The 21,605-nt window shown below is 34.8% G+C and carries 21 protein-coding genes; 13 read left to right on the forward strand and 8 right to left on the reverse strand.

Annotated features, from left to right (window positions below):
- Nucleotides 1-129 precede the first annotated feature (129 nt).
- From D7004_RS08025 to D7004_RS08040, 4 genes are all read left to right on the forward strand, one after another.
- The gene (locus tag D7004_RS08025) at nt 130-810 is read left to right on the forward strand and encodes a hypothetical protein (protein ID WP_123205361.1); all 681 of its coding nucleotides are present in this window, start codon (nt 130-132) and stop codon (nt 808-810) included.
- A gap of 1 nt (nt 811) precedes the next feature.
- Entirely contained in the window at nt 812-2,854 is a 2,043-nt protein-coding gene (locus tag D7004_RS08030; RefSeq protein WP_148042773.1) for a hypothetical protein, read from the forward strand.
- 354 nt (nt 2,855-3,208) lie between these two features.
- Nucleotides 3,209-4,549, forward strand: coding sequence for a hypothetical protein (locus tag D7004_RS08035; RefSeq protein WP_123205363.1), 1,341 nt, complete (start codon nt 3,209-3,211; stop codon nt 4,547-4,549).
- 107 nt (nt 4,550-4,656) lie between these two features.
- The gene (locus D7004_RS08040; protein WP_123205364.1) at nt 4,657-6,267 is read left to right on the forward strand and encodes a Na+/H+ antiporter; all 1,611 of its coding nucleotides are present in this window, start codon (nt 4,657-4,659) and stop codon (nt 6,265-6,267) included.
- Nucleotides 6,268-6,649: 382 nt separating this feature from the next.
- On the opposite strand, the gene D7004_RS08045 is transcribed toward D7004_RS08040, so the two are convergent.
- From D7004_RS08045 to D7004_RS08060, 4 genes are all read right to left on the reverse strand, one after another.
- Nucleotides 6,650-8,071, reverse strand: coding sequence for a Glu/Leu/Phe/Val family dehydrogenase (locus D7004_RS08045; RefSeq protein ID WP_123205365.1), 1,422 nt, complete (start codon nt 8,069-8,071; stop codon nt 6,650-6,652).
- A gap of 133 nt (nt 8,072-8,204) precedes the next feature.
- Nucleotides 8,205-8,423, reverse strand: coding sequence for a CcmD family protein (locus D7004_RS08050; protein ID WP_123205366.1), 219 nt, complete (start codon nt 8,421-8,423; stop codon nt 8,205-8,207).
- A 95-nt stretch (nt 8,424-8,518) separates the two neighbouring features.
- A complete protein-coding gene (ccsA, locus tag D7004_RS08055) occupies nt 8,519-9,187 on the reverse strand; it encodes a cytochrome c biogenesis protein CcsA (RefSeq protein ID WP_123205367.1) in 669 nt (222 codons plus the stop codon).
- Nucleotides 9,188-9,672: 485 nt separating this feature from the next.
- A complete protein-coding gene (locus D7004_RS08060; RefSeq protein ID WP_123205368.1) occupies nt 9,673-10,338 on the reverse strand; it encodes a heme exporter protein CcmB in 666 nt (221 codons plus the stop codon).
- Nucleotides 10,339-11,081: 743 nt separating this feature from the next.
- On the opposite strand from D7004_RS08060, the gene D7004_RS08065 reads away from it, so the two are divergent.
- The 9 genes from D7004_RS08065 to D7004_RS08105 all read left to right on the forward strand — a co-directional run bounded on the left by D7004_RS08065 (nt 11,082) and on the right by D7004_RS08105 (nt 18,844).
- On the forward strand, nt 11,082-11,561 hold the full coding sequence (locus tag D7004_RS08065) for a methylated-DNA--[protein]-cysteine S-methyltransferase (RefSeq protein ID WP_123205369.1): 480 nt from the start codon (nt 11,082-11,084) through the stop codon (nt 11,559-11,561).
- A gap of 1 nt (nt 11,562) precedes the next feature.
- Nucleotides 11,563-11,961, forward strand: coding sequence for a cupin domain-containing protein (locus D7004_RS08070; RefSeq protein WP_123205370.1), 399 nt, complete (start codon nt 11,563-11,565; stop codon nt 11,959-11,961).
- Between the two features lie 66 nt (nt 11,962-12,027).
- Entirely contained in the window at nt 12,028-12,381 is a 354-nt protein-coding gene (locus D7004_RS08075; RefSeq protein ID WP_123205371.1) for an S-adenosylmethionine decarboxylase family protein, read from the forward strand.
- The gene (locus D7004_RS08080; protein WP_123205372.1) at nt 12,381-13,688 is read left to right on the forward strand and encodes a DUF4178 domain-containing protein; all 1,308 of its coding nucleotides are present in this window, start codon (nt 12,381-12,383) and stop codon (nt 13,686-13,688) included. Before D7004_RS08075 ends, D7004_RS08080 begins: the two co-directional genes overlap by 1 nt.
- A gap of 182 nt (nt 13,689-13,870) precedes the next feature.
- On the forward strand, nt 13,871-14,095 hold the full coding sequence (locus tag D7004_RS08085; protein ID WP_123205373.1) for a DUF350 domain-containing protein: 225 nt from the start codon (nt 13,871-13,873) through the stop codon (nt 14,093-14,095).
- 1 nt (nt 14,096) lies between these two features.
- Nucleotides 14,097-15,608 (forward strand): polyamine aminopropyltransferase, encoded by a 1,512-nt coding sequence (locus tag D7004_RS08090; RefSeq protein WP_123205374.1) that lies wholly within the window; start codon nt 14,097-14,099, stop codon nt 15,606-15,608.
- Nucleotides 15,586-17,238, forward strand: a complete 1,653-nt coding sequence (locus tag D7004_RS08095; protein ID WP_123205375.1) for an NAD(P)-binding protein — start codon at nt 15,586-15,588, stop codon at nt 17,236-17,238. Before D7004_RS08090 ends, D7004_RS08095 begins: the two co-directional genes overlap by 23 nt.
- Nucleotides 17,225-18,289, forward strand: coding sequence for a hypothetical protein (locus D7004_RS08100; RefSeq protein ID WP_123205376.1), 1,065 nt, complete (start codon nt 17,225-17,227; stop codon nt 18,287-18,289). Before D7004_RS08095 ends, D7004_RS08100 begins: the two co-directional genes overlap by 14 nt.
- 51 nt (nt 18,290-18,340) lie before the next feature.
- Entirely contained in the window at nt 18,341-18,844 is a 504-nt protein-coding gene (locus tag D7004_RS08105; RefSeq protein WP_123205377.1) for a lipocalin family protein, read from the forward strand.
- On the opposite strand, the gene D7004_RS08110 is transcribed toward D7004_RS08105, so the two are convergent.
- The 4 genes from D7004_RS08110 to D7004_RS08125 form a co-directional block, all read right to left on the reverse strand.
- On the reverse strand, nt 18,822-19,244 hold the full coding sequence (locus tag D7004_RS08110) for a hypothetical protein (RefSeq protein WP_123205378.1): 423 nt from the start codon (nt 19,242-19,244) through the stop codon (nt 18,822-18,824). The genes D7004_RS08105 and D7004_RS08110 overlap by 23 nt on opposite strands.
- Before the next feature lie 197 nt (nt 19,245-19,441).
- A complete protein-coding gene (gene gldC, locus D7004_RS08115; RefSeq protein ID WP_123205379.1) occupies nt 19,442-19,777 on the reverse strand; it encodes a gliding motility protein GldC in 336 nt (111 codons plus the stop codon).
- Between the two features lie 128 nt (nt 19,778-19,905).
- Nucleotides 19,906-20,178 carry a hypothetical protein gene (locus tag D7004_RS08120; RefSeq protein WP_123205380.1) on the reverse strand — a complete coding sequence of 91 codons (273 nt, stop codon included), beginning with the start codon at nt 20,176-20,178 and terminating at the stop codon, nt 19,906-19,908.
- Nucleotides 20,178-21,524 carry a DEAD/DEAH box helicase gene (locus tag D7004_RS08125; RefSeq protein ID WP_123205381.1) on the reverse strand — a complete coding sequence of 449 codons (1,347 nt, stop codon included), beginning with the start codon at nt 21,522-21,524 and terminating at the stop codon, nt 20,178-20,180. Before D7004_RS08125 ends, D7004_RS08120 begins: the two co-directional genes overlap by 1 nt.
- Between the last annotated feature and the right edge of the window lie 81 nt (nt 21,525-21,605).

Below are 21,605 nucleotides of genomic sequence, written 5' to 3' on the forward strand. Positions count from 1 at the left end.
GTTCTAAAAATTTTCATCAATAAATTCTTCACTTTATAAAAATCGAAGTTTAATTCTTAAGTTTGAGCCTTCAACAAGTCAATCCTTTTTTTATTACATCTCCAAGTAAACCAATTAAATTGGATTAATATGAACCTTAAGCAGTTCTACAAGCTTTTATTATTTGCATTTTTAGTACCTGTTTTCAGTTCTTGTTTCGAAGTTGTGGAGGAAATTTCCATGCGCAATAACGGAACGGGCGATGTTGTACTTACTATAAATTTAAGCCAGAGTAAAACTAAAGTTGCTTCGGTAATGCTGTTGGATAGTGTGCAAGGTTATAAAGTGCCTAGTAAACAGAAAATACAGCAAGAGTTGGCTGAAGCTGTTGCCTATCTTAAAAAATCGGAAGGAATAAGCAATGTTAAAAGCACTGCCGATTTTAATAATTACATCGCAACCATAAGTTTTACCTTTAAGGATGTTTCGAATATCAATAACATTACTAAAAACATTTTAACGCAGCAAAAAATTAAAGCTACCAATACTTCATCCTACAGCTTCAACAAAACCACCAAAACATTTAGCAGGAAATATCAGGCTGTTGGAACTGCAAAAACAGAATTTAATAAATTAAAAAGTAAAGATAAGGCCGTTTTTAATGGCGCAACTTACACCAGCATTTATCGCTTCGAATCGCCTGTGGCAAGTACAAGCAATCCATCGTCAAAGCTTTCAAAATCGAGCAAAGCAGTAATGTTAAAAAGTAATATAACCGATTTAATCAACGGAAAAATGAATGTTTCCAATCAAATACAACTATCAAAATAAAATGAAAAACATCTTAATTGCAATCTCTCTACTATTTCTTGCCAAATTTACATACGCTCAAGATTTAGTCAAAAAAATTCCGGCAAATGCATTTACCGTGGCCACTATAAAAGGTGATAATGTTTTCAAATTAATGTTTGTTAAAGATTTTAACGAATCGTTTGTAGTCAAAAAGTTGTTAACTGAAACATCAAAATCGCTGGATAAAGAATTTACGAGCATAGAAGACTTCGGAATTAATCTGGAGAAAAACATGTACTATTTTAATCAGTTAAGCGACAGTATAACCTACAACTGTTTCTTGATTCCGTTAAAAAACGCAGCAAAATTCGAAAGCCTGATTAACGATAAGGACAAGAAATTTAAAACCGAGGGTGCAATTAAAACTATGATTTTGCCTGATAGTACAAGCATCATCAAATGGAATAATGACATGATGTATTTTATTACCGGCAGCATCAGGAGTTCATTTTTTGCTGATTCAACTAATTCTGCCAGGTATGGAATTAAAGAAATTAGATACCAAAATAACTATGATGATGTTGCTATAGCTGATAGCGCAATGGTTGCAGTAGATTCTACTATGGTTGTAACAGCTGAGCCTGCTATTGAGGAAGTGATTGCTCCGCCGGTAGTAAAAGCTAAAACATATAAAAATGCATCGGCTAAAAAAACTTCTGCTAAAAACAAGAATAAAAAGCAACCCGCAAAGAAAAAGGCTGCTGTAAAACCAAAAAGAAATAAAGTAGTAGAAGAAATTGAAATTGGAGATTTGCCTATAACCGGAGAACGTAATGACGTGGATAGTGCTGTTGCAGCTATTCAAAATGCAAATGGTGACGAACAATACGATGATTATCAAAAAAAGAGGACCGAACAAGATGCTAAAAAGAAACAGCTGGTCTTTGTATGGATGACTGCACAAGCGGATAAAATCTTCAATACCAGTTACGAATCGATAGAAAATAACAAATCATACGCTGCAAGTTTAGATGATAAGGCCATTGCAGAAGTTTGGGTTTCGAGTCTACAAGACGTTTATAATTCAATCGTACCAGAATTTGGCACTTATGGCAAAACTGGTTTAATGCAAGGTTACGGCAGCTTAAATGCCAAACTTTTTATGGATAAAACAAGTTTCCGCATCTCCACCGGATTGGAGTTGGCGAAAGACCAAGCAGATGCCTACAAAAAAATCATGAACAGAAAGTTGAATAAAAACTTTTTGAAATACATTGATAGCGAAAAAGCAATTGGTTTTATGGGCTATTCTATCGATACCAAAGCTTATCTAGAAGAATTCCCTAAACTAATGAAACAAACTTATGGTGCTTTTCTTGGCGCTAGAATGGACGAAGAAATAGAATTAGGAACGGATTTATTTTCACTTTTATTGGATGAAGAAGCTGTTAGCAAGGTAGTTAAGGGCGACGCATTATTTGTTATAAATGGTTTGAACACAAAAGAAGTTACCTTTACAAGCTACGAGTATGATGATGATTACAACCGAAAAGAAGTAACCAAAACTAAAAATGAAACTCTGCCCGATTTCCTGTTTATGTTTTCTTCTGAAGACAACCGCCTGATGAATAAATTGATTAAATACGGCATAAATAAAAATTATGTGAGTGTTAACGAAAACATTTACAAAATTGAAGAGAAGAAAAGTCCGATTGATATTTACTTTATGATAAAAGACGGCATTGTATTTTTCGGAAATTCATTAGCTGAAATGCAAGGCATTAGCAATAATACTTACAAGGCATCTATTAGTAAAACACACAAAAATTTGCTTGCGAAAAATAACTTCAGCTTTTTGTTTAACGCTAAAAATTTAGTTGGTAAAGTACCAAATGATGAAATTGGTGGCGAGGAAACTGCGAAAAAATTTAATGAAACCTTGGGCAAGATGGGCAATGTTTACATGAAATCTAACCCAATTAAAGGCAATCTGGTATCGGCAGATATTAGTGCAGAAATACCAAATGGCCATGAAAACGCATTGAAGTATCTATTTTCGTTGATTGAAAATGCAGCTAAATAGTTTTGCTTTTAACTAAAGCGATTTGCCGCGGAAACACTAATAAACTATTTAAAATATATTTACTTATGAGATTGCTTCGTACCTCGCAATGACGACCGCCATACCGTCATTGCGAGGTACGAAGCAATCTCAGACAAATATAATTTCATTAAATTTAAACTGCTTCTAACTTCAGAAAAAAGACTCAAGATTTATTGTGATTTTCTGCTATTCTGTGGCAAAAAAACTCTCTGGAATTATAACTAAAGAAACGCAAAATAAATATTTGCCACGGAAACACGGAATTCACGGAGTTATGAGCAGGGTTTTTATTCTGCGATTCTGCGGCAAAAAATATCTGTGACAACATTAACTATGAAGAGATTTTTAAAAATAATAGTACTAATCATAATTCTGCTGCTGGTTTTCTTTGTTGGGACATTTAAATACAGGCAATACAAAGCCAATCAGGTAGCTATTCCAAAAAATGCGACGGCATTAATAAAAATCAGTGTGGATGAAATTTATAAAAGCCTGGCATTGAACATGATTTCTAACGCCGGTTATTATTTAAAAACTGACACCACATTAAAAAAAAATAAAGCAAATAAATTTGATTTTGGATTAAAAATACCTGCAAGTATTTATTTATACACCATAGAAAATCAAACACAAACAACTGTTTTTTCGCGATTTGAAATTGATGATTTTCAAGAATTTTCTAATTTCATTAAGCAAACTTTAAAACTTAACATCACTAAAACTTCTGACTATTATCTAGCTAAAAACAGCTTTGCTAAATTCAATATACTTTTTAATAAGCAATATGCAGCCATAGCATTGTCTACACAAACAGATAATCTTGAACCCATTTTGAGAGATATTTTAAACCAAAAAGAATTCATACAAATTGGAGATAGCAAATTTAACTCGCTAAAAAATGCTACAAATCATATTGCTTACGCGGCAAAAGAATTAACGGGTTCGGTTGATTTTGAAGATGGCGCAATAAATTTTGCACATGAGTTTTCATCGAATGGAATTGTGCCAACTGCTACATCAACGCATAAGCCATTTAATGAAACCAGTGCAATCAAATTTTATTTAAATGCCGATTTTAAAGCGGATAATGAGAAAACTTTAAAGCTAAAAAATTTCAATTTACAGCGAGATAGTTTATTGAAGTATTATAAAGGAAGTTTAGATTTTGAGTGGATAAACTCTACCCAACAAACTGATTCGGTGATAACTTACGAATACAACGATGATTTTGAAAAGGTTGAAAAAGTAACCATGCAGAAACGAGATGTTCCGAATATTCTTTTGAGTATTGATGCCGATGCAAACGGATTAAAAAAATATTTAAGCCAGCAAAACATCATTAACACAGATAGTGGATTGGTGAACAAAGCAATCTTTCCACTCTATAAAGTATTTATTGGTGGCGATGATAAACAACTCGTTTTCGCTACGAAAAAAACTGAATCAATCAACACCAAAAAAATTGCTACAGATAATTTCGCGTCATTAATGGTCGATTTTACTAAATTGAATAAGCAAATTAACATTCCGGTTTTCAGCAGTTATACCAAAAATTTAACTCGATTGAATGCTAATGGAAAATTTACAGGTAATGATAAAATAAAGGTAGATGGTAAACTTGAATTGGTTAACAAGAACATCAATGCGCTTTATCAATTATTAAAAAACTTTTAGGGCTATTTTTAAATCACGATTGCAAGTTCTCCGCACATAACAATCCATCTAATTTTTATAAATTTAATTTGTTAAAATAATACCATTTCACCAAACATATTGATTTAATGCTACACGATAACCTTATTTTAATCCTCATTTTACTACTTGGCGTAACGCTTTTGGTTATGGTTGGTCAGAAATTGAAGATTTCTTACCCTATATTTTTAGTAATTGCTGGTTTAATTATTGGTTTCATTCCGGGAATTCCGCATATAAAAATCGACCCAGAAATTGTCTTTTTGCTGTTTTTACCACCCTTGCTTTATGAGTCTGCATGGTTTACCTCTTGGAAAAACTTTTGGGAATACAAAGGTGCCATCTTTTTAATGGCCGTTGGTTTAGTGTTTATTACCTCGGTTGCGGTTGCCTATGCCTCAGTAGCTTTTATTCCCGGTTTTACTCTAGCACTGGGATTTTTGTTAGGCGGGATTATTTCACCACCTGATGCAGTAGCAGCCGCAGCAGTGCTTAAAGGCGTAAAAATACCTAAAATGGTTACGGCACTTTTAGAAGGTGAAAGTTTAGTTAATGATGCATCCAGTTTAATTGTATTTAAGTTTGCTTTGGCAACTGTTGTTACCGGAACCTTCGTAATGCATGTTGCTGTGGTAGATTTTCTGACGGTTGCAATAGGTGGTATTATAGTTGGTTTGGCAATCGGTGCGATATTTTATGTCATTCATCGTTGGTTGCCTACAACCGAAAATATTGATACTGTTTTGACACTGCTTACCCCCTATTTCATGTATATCGTTGCCGAACATTTTAAAACATCGGGGGTTATGGCGGTGGTTTCTGGTGGATTATTGCTATCCAGTCAATCGCACATTATTTTAACTTCCAACTCCAGGGTAAAAGCAGTTTCGGTATGGTCGGCTGTGACTTTTATGCTTAACGGCGTGGTGTTTATTTTAATTGGTTTGGCTTTACCAGATATTGTAAATGGTTTGGGCGATGAATATCCAATTGCAAAAGCGATTGGCTATGGTGTGGGAATTACGTTCCTGGCATTGCTTGTACGCTTTTTGTGGTTGTTTTCGACTGCAAGAATTACCATGTTGTTTAATAAAAGAACCAGAGTCCGATACCAAGGTATGACTTGGCATTCTTCGATGGTGATAGTTTATGCCGGTATGCGGGGTGTGGTTTCTCTAGCTGCAGCGCTTTCCATTCCGGTGATGATTTCTGAACAGATTCCATTTCCACTAAGAAACCTTATTCTTTTTATCACTTTTGTTGTCATATTTATCACGCTTGTGCTTCAGGGATTAACCTTGCCATTGGTTGTGAAATTATTGAAAATACCTGAAATGAAACACAAGCTTAGCGAGCAGGAACAGACCAATCAAATTAAGCTGAAACTTATCGACATTTCATTAGATAAATTAAAAGCCGACTATCAATATCAATGTACGCACAATGAATTGATGGTTAACTTAAAATCCGAGCTTCAACATTCGCTTGCCGAGAAAAAAGACACCATACAAGCATTTAAAAAAGGTGATATTGACAAGCGGGATTTAAAAGCTTACCATGAAATTATGGTTGATTTAATTAAAGTTCAGCGTGATGAACTACACCATTTAAAAAGTAATAAAGATTTTGATGATGACATTATTAGAAAAGAAGAATGGCGCCTCGATTTAGAGGAATTAAGCATTACATCTTCAGATTAACTTAGCTCATCAACTTTCACTCATTTACTTTGACTTAGTGAACATGCTAAACAAACCCTTGTACCTAAACCCGATTGAAATGAAAAGCCCCAATATTTCATTGGGCTTGTAATGAAAAGCGGGGCCAACCCACTACTATTAAAACAGGACCGTTCATTTCCAAAAAAAAATCCTTGCATCTAAAATTAAGTGATTGTAATTTTCTGTTTAGATTGCTTCGTGCCTCGCAATGACGATGAAGTGAATAATTTGCCTTTTAGTAAATGAAACAAACGAAAATCCCAAAAAAAAATCCTTGCAAACTTTACATCTACAAGGATTTTATTATTTATCTATTGAGGGGAAAAGCCTTAAACCTTTCACCTTTATTCCTTCAACCTTATTAAGGCCAAACACCTAAATTCATATAAGAAACGGCTATTTTATCAATTGAATTGACAAAAGCAGCAGTTCTTAAAGTCTGAGTTGCAGGCTTATTCTTCAAGGTTTCACGAATTTCGTGATAAGAATGAATCATAGTATCTTCTAAACCAGAGTTTACCAATTCCATTTCTGATGCACCTTTAACAATCATTAAGCGATGCTCTGGAAGGATAGTTTTTCCAGTTAAATTTTCTAAAGTAGCAATTAAATTTGCGTTTGAATTGGCCGCATAACGGTTTTCCATACGTCCGAATGCTACGTGAGAAAGGTTTTTTAACCATTCGAAATAGGAAACGGTAACACCACCAGCATTGCAGTACATATCTGGAATAATGATACCACCCATTTCTGTAAAAATAGCCTCAGCCTCTGGCGTTGTTGGTCCGTTTGCACCTTCAGCAATAATTTTTGCTTTAATGTTGCGGATGTTAAGTTCGGTAAACTGGTTTTCTAGAGCGGCCGGAACAAGAATATCGCAATCTTGCTCTAAACCTTCCATCGAGTTTTTAAAATCAGTAGCACCAGGGAAACCTAAAATTGAACCCGTATTTTTACGGTGAGCAAAAACCTCATCAACATTTAAGCCGTTTGGATTGTAAATTGCGCCTTCATATTCGCATAAACCAACGATTGTTGCTCCGAATTCTGCAAGGAATTTAGCCGAGTGGTAGCCCACGTTACCTAAACCTTGAACAATAACGCGTTTATCGCCTAAACCAGCTTTTAAACCAATTTTAGCCATATCTTCGGCAACATCCACACATTCGCGTACAGAATAAGCAACACCGCGACCAGTAGCTTCTTTTCTACCACGAATACCGTGTAAAGCAATTGGTTTACCGGTTACACAGCCTAGCGCATCTAGCTGACCAGGATTCATGGTCATATAAGTATCTGCAATCCAGCTCATTTCACGTTCGCCCGAGCCATAATCTGGTGCAGGAACATCAATACCAGGACCGATAAAATTTTTCTTGATTAATTCTGTGGTGTAACGACGGGTAATCGTTTCAAGCTCAGCTACACTATATTGTTTGGTGTTGATTTTGATACCGCCTTTTGCACCGCCGAATGGCACGTTTACGATAGCACATTTGTATGTCATTAGGGCTGCAAGTGCCATTACTTCATCTTCGTTAACCATTTCGCTGTAACGAATACCGCCTTTGGTTGGACTCATGTGATGCGAATGCTCTACACGCCATGCATCAATAACTTCAAAACCGTTTCCTCTGCGAATTGGAAATTGAAAACGATACACACTATTACATGCTTTAATCTGGTTCAATAAACCCTCCGGATGATTGGTGAATTGAGCCGCACTGTCAAAGTTCTTGCATACATCAGCAAAAAACTTGTTCTCGTCTGCTAGATTAGCCATTATTTATTTTTTATGAATTTAGTATGCCGCAAAATTGCCTAAAAAAACTGCATATATCCAAATGAAAAAATACTTAGTGTATGGCCAACACTACTTGATTTAGTAAAGAAAAACAGCTTTAAACTGTTTAAACTTAGTTTTTAGTCGGGTTTTCTTTTTCTATTTTTTTTAATCTTTTATCGATAGAAAATAGATATGCCAGCAAACCGAACAAAATGATGACAATACAGGCTACAACAACATAGATTTTGCCATCGGTACGCATTTTATCGGCCATTTCTACACCATTGTCTTGTGCAAATAATTGTACCGTTACAAGTGTTAAAATTAGTGAGAAAAGTATTTTTTTCATGTTGTTTTTTTGTTTGTTAGGTGTTTGGTTTTTTGGATGCCTTAGATAGAATAACGAAATTCAATCTTTGCTCTTTGTTCCTTAATCTTTGTTCTTTAATCCTTGTTTGCTTGCACTTTGTTTTCTAGTGAACGTAATCTGAAACGGATGGTGTAAACCCAGTAACCGATTAATATCCATCCTAAACAAGCCGGATAAAATACCATACGCATGCGGCTATCTAAATCGTAACTATTAAAACCTGGATTGCCGCCATTGCCTGGATGCAAAGAATCTTTTAATCGTGGTAAAACGAAAAGTAAAACCACCATCATTGGAAAAGCGAAGATGTTATAAATAGCCGAAATTTTAGCTCTTTTTTGTTCTTCATCTATCGAGTTGCGAAGAATTAAATAAGCGAAATAAAGTAAAACGGATATGGCCGCAAAATTCTGTTTCGGGTCGAAACTCCAAAAATCGCCCCAGGTAAATTTTGCCCAAATGGCTCCGGTTACCAAACCTAAAAGTCCGAAAATGATGCCGGCATTTACACTTTCTACTGCTTTCATATCATCAATTTCACTTTTAGAGCTCAGCGTTTTAATGCTGTAAAAAACAGAGATAGAAAACAATACAATCATTGCAAACCACATGGGTACATGGAAATACAAATTCCTGATAGATTCATTTAAAATAGGCAAACGCGGAACACCAAGCAATAATCCTGCAATTGCAGTATAAATTACAAGAACTGAACCTAAGATTTTCCACCAAGTTTTATTCATACGTATATAATTTTGAATGAGTGATTTTTGAATGAGTGAATGTTTACCCTCAATTCCAATAACCAACCGTTTTATATTTTAATTTTGAATGAGTGAGTTTTGAATGAGTGAATGTTTACCCTCAATTCCAATAACCAACCGTTTTATATTTTAATTTTGAATGAGTGAGTTTTAAATGAGTGAATGTTTACCCTCAATTCCAATAACCAACCATTTTATATTTTAATTTTGAATGAGTGAGTTTTGAATGAGTGAATGTTTACTCTCAATTCCAATAACCAATCATTTTATACTTTAATTTTGAATGAGTGAATTTTGAATGAGTGAATGTTTACCCTCAATTCCAATAACCAATCATTTTATATTTTAATTTTGAATGAGTGAATTTTGATTGATTGCATTCCATTCAATCCTTCACTAATTCAAAATTCAATCATTTCTCAAGCTATATCAATTCACTCATTCTATAATTCAATCATTCCAATTTAATCCCGCCAAAGGTAAGGAAATAACAATAAAGAGGTTGCAACGGTAAGTACATTTACCAAAAGTAACATCCCAATTTCATCGTAGCTATTCTCCCAGGGCAAGCCGTCGACCGCATTTTTAGCCAGTTTGATTAATAATATCAGTACAGGAATGATGATGGGAAAACTTAAAATCGCCATAAGCATACCACCATTTCCAGCCTTACTTGCAATAGCTGAAACCATAGTAAAAACCGTTGAAAAACTGATACTGCCAATAATTACCGCAACATAATAAAGCAACAAATCTGGTGGTGTAAAAGAATCAAAAACTAATGTATAAAAACCTAATGCAATGGTGGTTAAAGCCAGCATCAATAAAATATTATAAACAGTTTTTGAAATTAATATTGCCGCCGGACTAGCCAAAATATAATTGTAAAGCTGCTGACCTTTAGTTTCTTGCAAAAAACTTTTTGATACTCCGTTTATAGATGCAAAAAGCATGATTACCCAAAATAAGGCGTTCCAGGTTAATTTATCGCCAAGACTTACAAAAGATAAATAGCAGGTAAAAATGGTAGAAACTACATACAACAATATCCCGTTGATGGTATATTTTGAGCGCCACTCTAACAGTACTTCCTTGTGGATTAAATATTTAACCTCTTTGGCCAGTTGCATAACCGCAAAGATACTTTTATTGATAAATAATTGAAGTTAAAATTGTTGGATTGTTGTAATATTGTTTAGTAGTAATGGTTTGCCACATAGATAATTTAACCACAGATAAACAAGGATGCTGATGAAAAATTTTGTCTCCGAAGATAATAAATCACAGATAAAAAGGATAAACACAGATGCTGGTGAAAAATTTTGTCTCCGAAGATGATTAACCACAGATAAAAAGGATAAACACGGATGCTGGTGAAAAATTTTGTCTCCGAAGATAATTCACCACAGATGAAAAGGATAACACAGGTGCTGATGAAAAATTTTGTCTCCGAAGATAATAAATCACAGATAAAAAGGATAAACACAGATGCTGGTGAAAAATTTAGTCTCCGAAGATAATTTAACCACAGATAAAAAGGATAAACACGGATGCTGGTGAAAAAATTTTGTCTCCGAAGATAATTCACCACAGATAAAAAAGATAAACACGGATGCTGGTGAAAAATTTGTCTCCGAAGATAATTAACCACAGATAAAAAAGATAAACACAGATGCTGATGAAAAATTTTGCTACGGAACACAGATGTCGTTGAAAAATAGATTATAAAAATATTTAGCATCCAAATTCCGTGGATTCTGTGTTTCTGTGGCAAAAACTATAAGTAACCATGAATATTTCAAGAATCAATTATATAAATAGCTCAACAATATCAAGCCGTGGATAAAATATTTCTGTGGCAAAAAATAATTTCATGAATTACGCATCATCTATAATATCGCCAATTGGAAAAATTACTGTCTTTGCAGAAGATGATTTCATCACGGAAATTACTTTTTCCGAAAAAGCTATCGATAAAATCGAAGAAAGTGCTTTAACCAAAACGGTGGCAACTCAATTAGAAGATTATTTCAGAGGCGATTTAAAGGATTTCGATTTTCCAATAAAACAGAAAGGAACGCAATTTCAGCAAGAAGTCTGGCAAAATTTACTAACCATTCCTTATGGCGAAACCACTTCTTACGCCAAGTTTTCTGCGCATCATCCATTAGCCATTCGGGCGATAGCAGCAGCAAATGGCAAAAACAACATTGCCATTGTGGTTCCTTGTCACCGGGTTATTGGTAGTGGCGGTAAATTAGTTGGTTATGCTGGTGGTTTATGGCGAAAACAATGGTTATTGCAACATGAAAGAGAAATTTCTCAAAAAGGACAAACAGAATTAAAATTTTAATATGAATACTTCAACAGAAAAAGCCGATACACCTAGCTATTTAAAAGCTATCCATTTATTTAATACAAAAAACGGCGATTGTGATTTTGAAACTGGCAAAATCCCTGTAAAACAACACATTAAAGCCAGCTATTTTTTCTCAAAAACGGATGTTTCGACACTCGAAAACATTTCTCACCCGGCTCCAAGAAGACAATTCGTGATTACCATAAAAGGAAAACTGAAATTTACAGTTAGCAGCGGAAAAACGTTCATCATCGAGCCTGGGACAATTTTAATAGCCAATGATACGAAAGGCATTGGTCACACCTGGGAAATTGTAGATGGTGATGAATGGGAAAGAATTTACATTCCTTTGGAAGAAAATGATGAAGATTATTTTACGGCCGACGAATTATAAATTTATTTTCTCAAGCCTTTTACGGGTTAAAAAAATTTATAATTTTGAATTATACTAAACGCTCAAATGAACTATAATCCGGGGTTACATATTTTATCAGAATTTACAACTGATAACAACGAACAACTCTCTTCCTTTGATGATTGTAAAAGTCTATTCAACCAGTTAATAGCTGAAAATGGCTTAGAAAAGGTTGGAGAAGTTTATCATGATTTTCCCAATGGCGGTTTTACTGCAGTTATTTGCTTAACCGAATCTCATTTATCAATCCATACATGGCCGGAATTTAAACTGGCAACATTTGATATTTTTTTATCAAACTACCAAAAAGACAATACTAAAAAAGTTAAAGCCATTTATAGTGCCGTATTAAGTTTTTTTGATGGTGAAGAAATAAAGAAAACTGAAATTGTTCGCTAATGGAAAAACCGACAAAATCATTTTTCAAATTATCAGCAACTATTGATTGCCCTGTTTGCAAGCAGAGTATCGTTGTATATGATTTGCCAAAAAGCGAGTACATTGTATGTGATTCCTGTTTCTCTTACCTAAACATTATTGACGAACATACTTCGCGTTTAAACAAACAACTTACTAAACCCGAAAAAACTCCTATTCTAAAACTTGGCAGCACCGCCAACATCCAAGACACTGATTTCAAGTTAATTGCTTATCTCGAAAAAAGGGAGGCTGGAACAATTTACCACTGGCGGGAGTACATTTTAACAAGTTTAGATAAAGGCTATATCACTATATCAGAATTTGATGGTCATTGGAATTTAATAGGTGGTAAAGATTTTATTGTCGATTTTAAGGAGCCAATTTCGCATGGAACAACCGTAGGCTATAAAGATGTAGAGTATACACTGTTTAACAAGTACACGCCAATGGTTACTGCCATGCTTGGCGAAGTTGATTGGGATGTTGTTAACGAAAAAGTTAAAGCAACTGAATATATTGCACCACCTTATATGGTTGTTGCAGAAAATATTGATAACGCTAAAGATTACTATATCGCTGAATATTTAGAGCCTGAAACGATAGCAGAAATATTTGGCATTGACAAGAATCTACTACCAGAGAGAATTGGCATTGGAGCTAACCAGCCATCTAAATACTATGACAGATGGACATCATCATTACAAATGACAGGAATTGCGATTGTACTCGTTCTGCTTATACATTTGTTGCTAGGATTACTAAAACCTGAAAAAGAACTCTTAAATAATGATTTCTTAATCAGCCACAATAACACGCAAGATGTTAATGAATTTAAATCTTTTATTACCCCATCATTCGCGGTAGAGGACGAGTCATCTAACATATCATTCGAAATTGCATCGGCTGTTGATAATAATTGGCTGGAAACCACAATTGTTTTGGTTAACGAAAATGATAACCGAACTTGGGAAGTAAGCAAGGGCATCGAATATTACCATGGTTATGAAGAAGGCGAAAGTTGGAGTGAAGGCTCGACTAAAGAGTCTATCCTTTTATCAGAAATACCCAAAGGGAAATACCACTTGAATGTTTATCCATCATCAGGAGATATAAACAGAAACAACCTTTATATTAAAGCTACAAGTAATGTTACCATGTGGCGTAACACCCTCATAACAATCTTCCTGCTATGCATTTACCCTGCTATTTGCTGGTACATAATGCGAAACTTTGAAAAACGCAGATGGAATAACAGCGACTATTCACCTTTTGTAAATGAAGAATAAATGAATCTAAAACCTATTAAATATTATCTTTTTGTCATCCTGATACTAATCGGTTTTTACGGCTATAGTGGCTTAACCGGCCTGGCATTTTATAAAGATAGCGTAGAGAAAAACACAGAGTTCAATGGTAACAGGACTAACTCCGGTCACATAAATAGATTTTATCATAAATAAGAAACAATATGACTTTAAATGAATTAATCAGCATGAAGTACATCGTCGCCTCTTTGGTTTATTCCATAATAGGAATAATTGTACTTTTTTTAGCTTTCTGGATTATAGAAAAAATTACGCCTGAAAATATTTGGAAAGAAATTTTAGAAAAGCAAAATATGGCATTAGCGGTAGTTTTTGCAGCTTTTATTATTGCTATAGCGCTTATCATAAGCTCGGCCATACACAGTTAACATGAATAAAAAGCTTCCGGCACTTTTATTAATTTCTGTATTCGTTGTAGCAACTTGTGGATTAATTTACGAGCTGATTGCTGGTACACTTGCCAGTTATTTACTTGGCGATTCGGTAACCCAATTCTCTACAATAATTGGCGTATATCTTTTCTCAATGGGAATAGGCTCTTGGATTTCCAAGTATTTTGAAAAAAATATTCTTTCATGGTTCATTCAGATTGAAATTTTGGTCGGTTTAGTTGGAGGTTTTAGTTCAACAGTTCTATTCTTAGTTTTTGAAAGCATTGCGTCCTTTCGGATTGTGCTATACGGTTTTGTAAGCTTAACCGGTATTTTGGTTGGGTTAGAAATTCCATTGCTTATGCGGATTTTGAAAGACCGCTACGAGTTTAAAGATTTGGTTTCAAAAGTATTTACATTTGATTATATCGGTGCGCTGCTTGCGTCTCTAATTTTCCCGTTACTATTAATTCCGCATTTAGGTTTGGTAAAAACAGCGTACATGTTCGGCATGTTAAATGTTGCGGTAGCACTAATCGTTTGCGTAAGTTTCAAAAAAGAGATAAGAGCCTCAAAATACCTGCAAAGCACTTCAATTTTAAGTATTATTATTCTCCTAATTGGTTTTGTTTATGCAGATAAAATAACAAGTTTTTCGGAAAGCCAAACCTATAGTGATACCATTATTTACTCGAAAAGCACACCTTATCAACGAATAATTTTGACGAAGAAAAACAAGGTTTTAAGGCTTTTCTTAAATGGGAATCTGCAATTTAGTTCTGATGATGAATACAGATATCATGAGGCCTTAGTTCACCCAGGGCTTCAGGCATTACCTTATGCAAAACATGTTTTGGTAATGGGTGGCGGTGATGGACTCGCCGTTCGGGAAATCCTTAAATACCCCAACATCGATTCTATAACCCTTGTAGATTTGGATAAAGGCATGACTGGTCTATTTCAATCTAATAAAATGCTTTTGGATATAAATAAAAATGCGCTATTATCGAAAAAAGTAAAAGTAATTAACGCTGATGCATTTAGCTGGATTAAAGCACAGCACAAAAAGTTTGATTTTATCGTAATCGATTTTCCGGACCCGTCAAATTATGCCGTTGGCAAATTATACACAAATTCCTTTTATAAACTGGTCAAAGGTATTTTATCACCCAGGGGCTTAATGGTTGTTCAATCAACTTCACCATATGTCGCACCAAAATCTTTCTGGACAGTTAATAAAACATTAGAAAGTGTTGGTTTAAAAACCATTCCATACCACAATTATGTTCCGTCCTTCGGAGAATGGGGTTATATCATAGCGACCGAACCTGAAAATCCGTACAAAAAACCTCAAAATTATATTCCGGGACTAAAATTTGTTTCAAAAGAAAGTGTAGATCTGATGCTTTTTTTTCCAAAGGATATGGCAAAAGTTGAAACAGAGGTGAATAAATTAAATAACCAAATTCTAGTAAAATACTTCGAAGATGAGTGGGCAAACGTCTTATAAAGCTGATTTATCTACTTATTTAAAAAGACGCTCGTTTTTATTAAGCGTCGGTTTAATCACGGGAGGGATTTTCTTAAACGGTTGCTTATCGAAAATCAAATCCAAATACAATATTAAGGGAAGCCTGAACGGACCCAATGCAAAAGCTGGTCATATACTGCGTGATAAGGTTAAATTACCCGAAGCCACAGTTTTTAGGAAAGTAAAAATTTTAATCGTTGGTAGTGGGATTTCAGGCTTATCGGCTGCAAGGTGGCTTCAAAAGAATGGCGAAAAAGATTTCGAAGTTCTTGAACTGGAAAACCATCCGGGTGGAAATTCGCATTATGGAACCAACAAAACATCCTCCTATCCGGTCGGTGCCCATTACATCACAGTGGCCAACAATGATGATGATTTGCTTATTGATTTTTTGAAAGAGATAAACGTAATCACTCATTTTGAAAACAATATACCCTATTACAACGATTACTTTTTAACGTTCGAGCCGGAAGAAAGATTATTGATAAATGGTGAATGGCAAGATGGGTTAATACCTGATTTTGGTGTACCAGAGGAAGATAAACATCAAATTAAAGAATTTTTGGCATTTGTAAACAAACTGAAAAACACAAAGGGAAATGACGGAAAATTTCTATTCAATATCCCGATAAGTTCTTCTTCCACAGACAAAATCTACCGGGAACTAGACAAAATAACATTTAAAAAGTATCTTGAAGAAAAAGGTTACACTTCAAAATACTTGCTTTGGTACTTAAATTATGCTTGTAAAGATGATTATGGTCAAAAGTTAGATAAAATTTCTGCCTGGGCCGGATTACACTACTTTGCATCGAGAAGAGGAAATGCTGCAAATGCAGAACAAAATGCCATTTTAACCTGGCCGGAGGGAAACGGATGGATAATGAAACAACTTGCCGGCAAGCTTAAGGAACATATCAAAACATCTACTTTATGCTACAATATTAACCTGATGGAAAATGGAAATATTCTGGCAACAGTTTATAATCCTGATACCAATATTACCGAAAATATTGAAGCCGAAAAAATCATTTTATCATCACCTCAATTCATAAATAACCGCTTGCTAAAAAATTTGCAAAGGCTTATTGATTATAGCACTTTCAGCTATTCTCCATGGCTAATTGCAAATATTACCATTAATGAATTGCCACAATCTAAGGGCAGAGCTTTGTGCTGGGATAACGTAGCATATAATACAGCTTCAGTTGGTTATGTAAATTCAGCACAGCAGCATTTAAAAATTTCGGAGGATAAAAAAGTTATTACCTATTACTTACCATTGTGTGATTTTGAACCAACCGTGGCCAGACTTGCTGCATATTCAAGAAACTATGAGCAGTGGCTGGATATTGTAATTCCTGAACTGGAAGTCATACATCCTGAAATAACACAGGCGATTGAAAACATAGATTTTTGGGTGTGGGGACATGGGATGATTGCGCCAACAAAAAACTTTATATGGAGTGAGAACTTAGAAAAAGCAAGAGCTCCAATCGAGAATAAAATTTTCTTCGCACACAGTGATTTGAGCGGAATATCAATCTTTGAGGAAGCCTTTCATCAAGGAATAAAAGCAGCAAAACAAATTTTAGATGGAGGAAAATAGAGAGAATCAACCTTGGTTAAATTCTGCGCTTAGCGACATTATTTTTATTTTATCGCCGGCATTTTTTTCTTTATTGTTAGTACTTATTTTCCCGGAAAAATTTCAAAACTCCAAAAATTTCCCACTAGCATATTGGGTGTTTTTAATTGTTTTTATTGATGTTGCCCATGTTTACAGTACCCTTTACAGAACATATTTTAATGCTGAAAACTTGAGAAAACAAAGTGCATTACTCATCACCATTCCAATACTTTGTTATATTATCGGCGTTATTATTTATCAATTCAACGGCCAATGGTTCTGGCGGATATTGGCGTATCTAGCTGTGTATCATTTCATAAGGCAACAATATGGATTTATGCGCCTGTATTCGAGAAAAGAAAAACACAACCAGCTAATAACTTTGATAGATAAAGTCGCAATTTACACCGCAACATTATACCCTTTAATTTATTGGCACCTCAGCAGTACAAGAAATTTCAATTGGTTTGTAGATGGTGATTTTTTCACATTCCAGAACGACAGCATCCTTAAAATATCTGGCTATGCATATATTTCAATAATTACCATTTATATTTTTAAAGAATTGACGATAATCGTCCGTGAGAGAAAGTTAAATATCCCTAGAAATCTAATTATTCTTGGAACTTTTTTGTCTTGGTACTTTGGTATTGTTTACTTCAATGGTGATATGGCTTTTACAACATTAAACGTCATTTCTCATGGAATTCCTTATATGGCTCTTATATGGTTTTTCGAGAAAAAGAAACTCAAAAAAGTTGGTTTTAAAAGTAAACTGATGCAACTATGTTTTGGCAACTTTGGAATATTTTATTTTATTGTCATACTAATTACATTGGCTTACCTTGAAGAAGGACTTTGGGACGGTTTGATATGGAAGGAGCATCAATCTGTTTTTAAACCGTTTTCATCACTACCTAAAGTTACAGGAAATGAATTATTATCTTTATTAGTGCCACTTTTAGCATTGCCACAAGCTACACACTATGTTCTTGACGGTTTTATCTGGAGAACAAAAAACCAATTCTAAAAAAACTATTTATTTAATCGTATCGTAAATAACATCAAACCCATTGATGTTATGAAAACGATTTGCTCCATCCTATTGGTTCTTTTTAGCTTTATTCCGGCAGATAAAAATTTGCCTGTTAGCAAGTTAGACTTAAAAAAATATTCTGGAACCTGGTATTCATTATATTCTATACCAACAATTTTTGACAAAGGTAGCAGAGAAACTACTACAAAATATACCTTAAATAAAGATGGCTATTACAGTGTTTTGACCACTTATAAAAAACCTAAAGATGAAAAGGTGTACTCCAGAAATTCAAAAATGTTTCCATCAGAAGAAGGAAATAACGGTGAACTTCAAGCGCAGTTTGTTTGGCCAATTAAGGTAGATTATTGGATTATAGAACTGGCTGAAGATTATTCTTATGTTGTAGTTGGCCATCCAGACCATAAATTTTTATTCATCATGAGTCGCAGTAAAAGCATGCCAAAGAAAACCCATGATGAAATCGTTGCCCGTTGCAAGGCAAAGGGATATGAGGTAAATAAGCTTACTTCACAATTTGGCCAATAGTTTGGTTGGTGATTTTTTCGCCTCGCTTTGTACTAAAGAGCATAAATAACACACCAACTAAAAACACAATCCACCCCCACTGAAAATGAACAACCTTGCCGATTAATTTATTGGCAAAGCCATATTTGGTATAATTATTTGCTGTAAAATATACCGCAATAACCGCTAGAATATACCAAATAGCCATTACAAAACTGATAAATCTAAATGCTCCTGCTTTTCTAATAAATAAAAAGAGCACAGCGATTGCAATTATTGCATAGGTTATGATAAATAAACGGGCATCAGATTGATAGAGGTTCCAATTGCCTTTAATCGGCACTTTCAACATTGGGCAAAAGCTTGCGATGATACAAAGTAAAACACCCAAAAAGGCTCTGAATTTATTTAAGATTAACATTTTGATTTACGATTTTTCCTGCGATTTGATTACACTAATTTCAAGATTACACAGATTTTGATTAATAATATTTCTGAATTGACAATAGTTTATAGCTAACTTACCTAACCACATTTTTTCGGACTTCGGACTTCGGACTTCGGACTTCGGACTTCGGACTTCGGACTTCGGACAAATGACTAATGACTAATGAACCACTACTGTCCCTCAACAATCCCCATTTTATCGGCGAAATGAGCGCAATAATCGCGTAAATCTTCAACAATTAAGGTTTCGTTTGTTGCTTTTAAAAAGCTATCGGCCATGGTTTGTAAAGTTTCGTAGAAGAAACGTTTCATTTCATCAACCGGCATATCTTTTGTCCAAAGGTCTATTTTTAAAGTGTTTTTATAGTTATGGTCCCAAACCGATAAAAACATTGCTTTTGCTGGCACTTTATCTGCATTTCCAGAATCTGTACTTTCCCAAAGAATGTTATCGGGATTATTGCCCTCATCTAACTCAACTGTTATTTTTATTTCTGCTTTTTTCATTTTTCAAAATTGACTCTACCAACAAATTTGATTAAGATTTATCGATTTATTTTTACGATTGCAAAGATGCTTAATTTTTAAATTGATTATACCACTGAAATGATTACTCCAGTTTTTTTACCTGTCGATTACGCTAGCTTTTGAATGATTACCATCAAAATTGCCGTGAGCACTATAAAAATCGATTCTATCATCCAAATCCTTTTTAAATCTTTCAGCGTAAAACGAAAAATTAAATCGGTAATAAAAGTAACCAAAATTAAACAGCCTAGAATCATGAGGTAAAAACCACTCATATCAATTTGTCGTGGTGCGCTAACTTTTTCGGCAAATAAATTTACCACCACCAAACCGAGCGCTATTGCCCCAACAATATTTAAAGGCGTAATCCTTAACCTCATTACTTTTTCTTATCGAATTTCTTCCCTTTTTTAAACGATTTAATTTCTTTTCCAGCCTTTGCTTTTGCCTTTTCTCTGGCTTTTTTATCTATCGCAGCCGCATGTTTTTTCTCGTGGAAAGCACCTAAAAACGTTGGGTCATCTTTACGTTTCTGTAAATCTATTTCCTTGGCTATATGCTGGCGTTCTTCGTAAGGTGTTTCATCAATATAAACGCCCTCCGGAATTTCTGCAACCGGAATATATTGGCGAATTAGTTTCTCAATTTTACGGATGTAATATTTTTCTGCATCGGTGGCAAAAGTAATGGCATCGCCTTTGGCAAAAGCCCTACCCGTACGCCCGATTCTGTGCACATAATCCTCAATAATTATTGGTACATCGAAGTTAATTACGTGGCTCACATCACTCACGTCGATGCCTCTGCTGGCCACATCCGTAGCCACCAAAACACGGATATTACCTTCCTTAAAGCTATTTATAGAGTTAATTCTGGTATTTTGTCCCTTATTTGCGTGTATCACACGAACATTATCTGCACCGTATCTACGCTCAATAAAACTGAAAATATTATCGGCAACCGTTTTGGTTTTACAGAAAATAATCAGGCGACTAAAAGTCTCATCATTTTTCAATAAATGCTGTAATAAATTAATCTTCGTTTTAAAATTCGGAACGTAATACAACGCTTGCGTAACATTTGCAGCAGGTGTAGCTTGTGCCGATGCCTCAATCACCAACGGATTATTTAAGAAATCGCCAGCAATTTTTTGCACCAATTCACTCATCGTTGCCGAGAAGAGTAAGTTTTGGCGTTTCCGCGGCACAATTTCTAAAATTCTATGGATAGACCCAATAAAGCCCATATCCATCATTTTATCGGCCTCATCCAACACCAAAAACTTTAAACTTTGAGTGTTGATATCACCATCTAAATACAAATCGAGGAATCTGCCGGGCGTTGCGATTAAAATATCTACTCCTTTTGCAATTTGTTCTTTCTGTGTTTTCGGACCAATGCCACCAAAAATTACCAGCGAGCGTAAATCGGTATAAGTAGAAAATAATTTTACTTGCTCGGCAATTTGCATCGCCAATTCGCGTGTTGGCGATAAAATCAAAGCTCTCGGATTATCGCCTTGAGCGTATTTCAATTGCATTAAAATTGGCAAAACAAAAGCCGCAGTTTTACCGGTCCCTGTTTCTGCGATACCGAAAATATCTTGTCCAGATAACACTGGTGCAATTGCTTTTTCCTGTATTGGCGTGGCAACGGTGTAACCTGCATCGGCAACTGCATTTAAAATTTGCCTATTTAACTTAAATTCTTCAAACGATTTTGCCATAGCGCACAAAGATAGGTTTTTTAAGCTGAAGGCTAAAAGCTTAAAGACCAAAGCTAAAGCGCTGAAAACTTAAATGCTCTT

The sequence above is a fragment of the Pedobacter jejuensis genome (assembly GCF_003725795.1).
GTDB lineage: Bacteria > Bacteroidota > Bacteroidia > Sphingobacteriales > Sphingobacteriaceae > Pedobacter > Pedobacter jejuensis.

What these genes read in the sequence shown, in the direction of transcription:
- D7004_RS08025 (WP_123205361.1), top strand. Translation starts at nt 130, where the DNA reads ATGAACCTTAAGCAGTTCTACAAGCTTTTATTATTTGCATTTTTAGTA.
- D7004_RS08030 (WP_148042773.1), top strand. Translation starts at nt 812, where the DNA reads ATGAAAAACATCTTAATTGCAATCTCTCTACTATTTCTTGCCAAATTT.
- D7004_RS08035 (WP_123205363.1), top strand. Translation starts at nt 3,209, where the DNA reads ATGAAGAGATTTTTAAAAATAATAGTACTAATCATAATTCTGCTGCTG.
- D7004_RS08040 (WP_123205364.1), top strand. Translation starts at nt 4,657, where the DNA reads ATGCTACACGATAACCTTATTTTAATCCTCATTTTACTACTTGGCGTA.
- D7004_RS08045 (WP_123205365.1), bottom strand. Translation starts at nt 8,071, where the DNA reads ATGGCTAATCTAGCAGACGAGAACAAGTTTTTTGCTGATGTATGCAAG.
- D7004_RS08050 (WP_123205366.1), bottom strand. Translation starts at nt 8,423, where the DNA reads ATGAAAAAAATACTTTTCTCACTAATTTTAACACTTGTAACGGTACAA.
- ccsA (WP_123205367.1), bottom strand. Translation starts at nt 9,187, where the DNA reads ATGAATAAAACTTGGTGGAAAATCTTAGGTTCAGTTCTTGTAATTTAT.
- D7004_RS08060 (WP_123205368.1), bottom strand. Translation starts at nt 10,338, where the DNA reads ATGCAACTGGCCAAAGAGGTTAAATATTTAATCCACAAGGAAGTACTG.
- D7004_RS08065 (WP_123205369.1), top strand. Translation starts at nt 11,082, where the DNA reads ATGAATTACGCATCATCTATAATATCGCCAATTGGAAAAATTACTGTC.
- D7004_RS08070 (WP_123205370.1), top strand. Translation starts at nt 11,563, where the DNA reads ATGAATACTTCAACAGAAAAAGCCGATACACCTAGCTATTTAAAAGCT.
- D7004_RS08075 (WP_123205371.1), top strand. Translation starts at nt 12,028, where the DNA reads ATGAACTATAATCCGGGGTTACATATTTTATCAGAATTTACAACTGAT.
- D7004_RS08080 (WP_123205372.1), top strand. Translation starts at nt 12,381, where the DNA reads ATGGAAAAACCGACAAAATCATTTTTCAAATTATCAGCAACTATTGAT.
- D7004_RS08085 (WP_123205373.1), top strand. Translation starts at nt 13,871, where the DNA reads ATGACTTTAAATGAATTAATCAGCATGAAGTACATCGTCGCCTCTTTG.
- D7004_RS08090 (WP_123205374.1), top strand. Translation starts at nt 14,097, where the DNA reads ATGAATAAAAAGCTTCCGGCACTTTTATTAATTTCTGTATTCGTTGTA.
- D7004_RS08095 (WP_123205375.1), top strand. Translation starts at nt 15,586, where the DNA reads ATGAGTGGGCAAACGTCTTATAAAGCTGATTTATCTACTTATTTAAAA.
- D7004_RS08100 (WP_123205376.1), top strand. Translation starts at nt 17,225, where the DNA reads ATGGAGGAAAATAGAGAGAATCAACCTTGGTTAAATTCTGCGCTTAGC.
- D7004_RS08105 (WP_123205377.1), top strand. Translation starts at nt 18,341, where the DNA reads ATGAAAACGATTTGCTCCATCCTATTGGTTCTTTTTAGCTTTATTCCG.
- D7004_RS08110 (WP_123205378.1), bottom strand. Translation starts at nt 19,244, where the DNA reads ATGTTAATCTTAAATAAATTCAGAGCCTTTTTGGGTGTTTTACTTTGT.
- gldC (WP_123205379.1), bottom strand. Translation starts at nt 19,777, where the DNA reads ATGAAAAAAGCAGAAATAAAAATAACAGTTGAGTTAGATGAGGGCAAT.
- D7004_RS08120 (WP_123205380.1), bottom strand. Translation starts at nt 20,178, where the DNA reads ATGAGGTTAAGGATTACGCCTTTAAATATTGTTGGGGCAATAGCGCTC.
- D7004_RS08125 (WP_123205381.1), bottom strand. Translation starts at nt 21,524, where the DNA reads ATGGCAAAATCGTTTGAAGAATTTAAGTTAAATAGGCAAATTTTAAAT.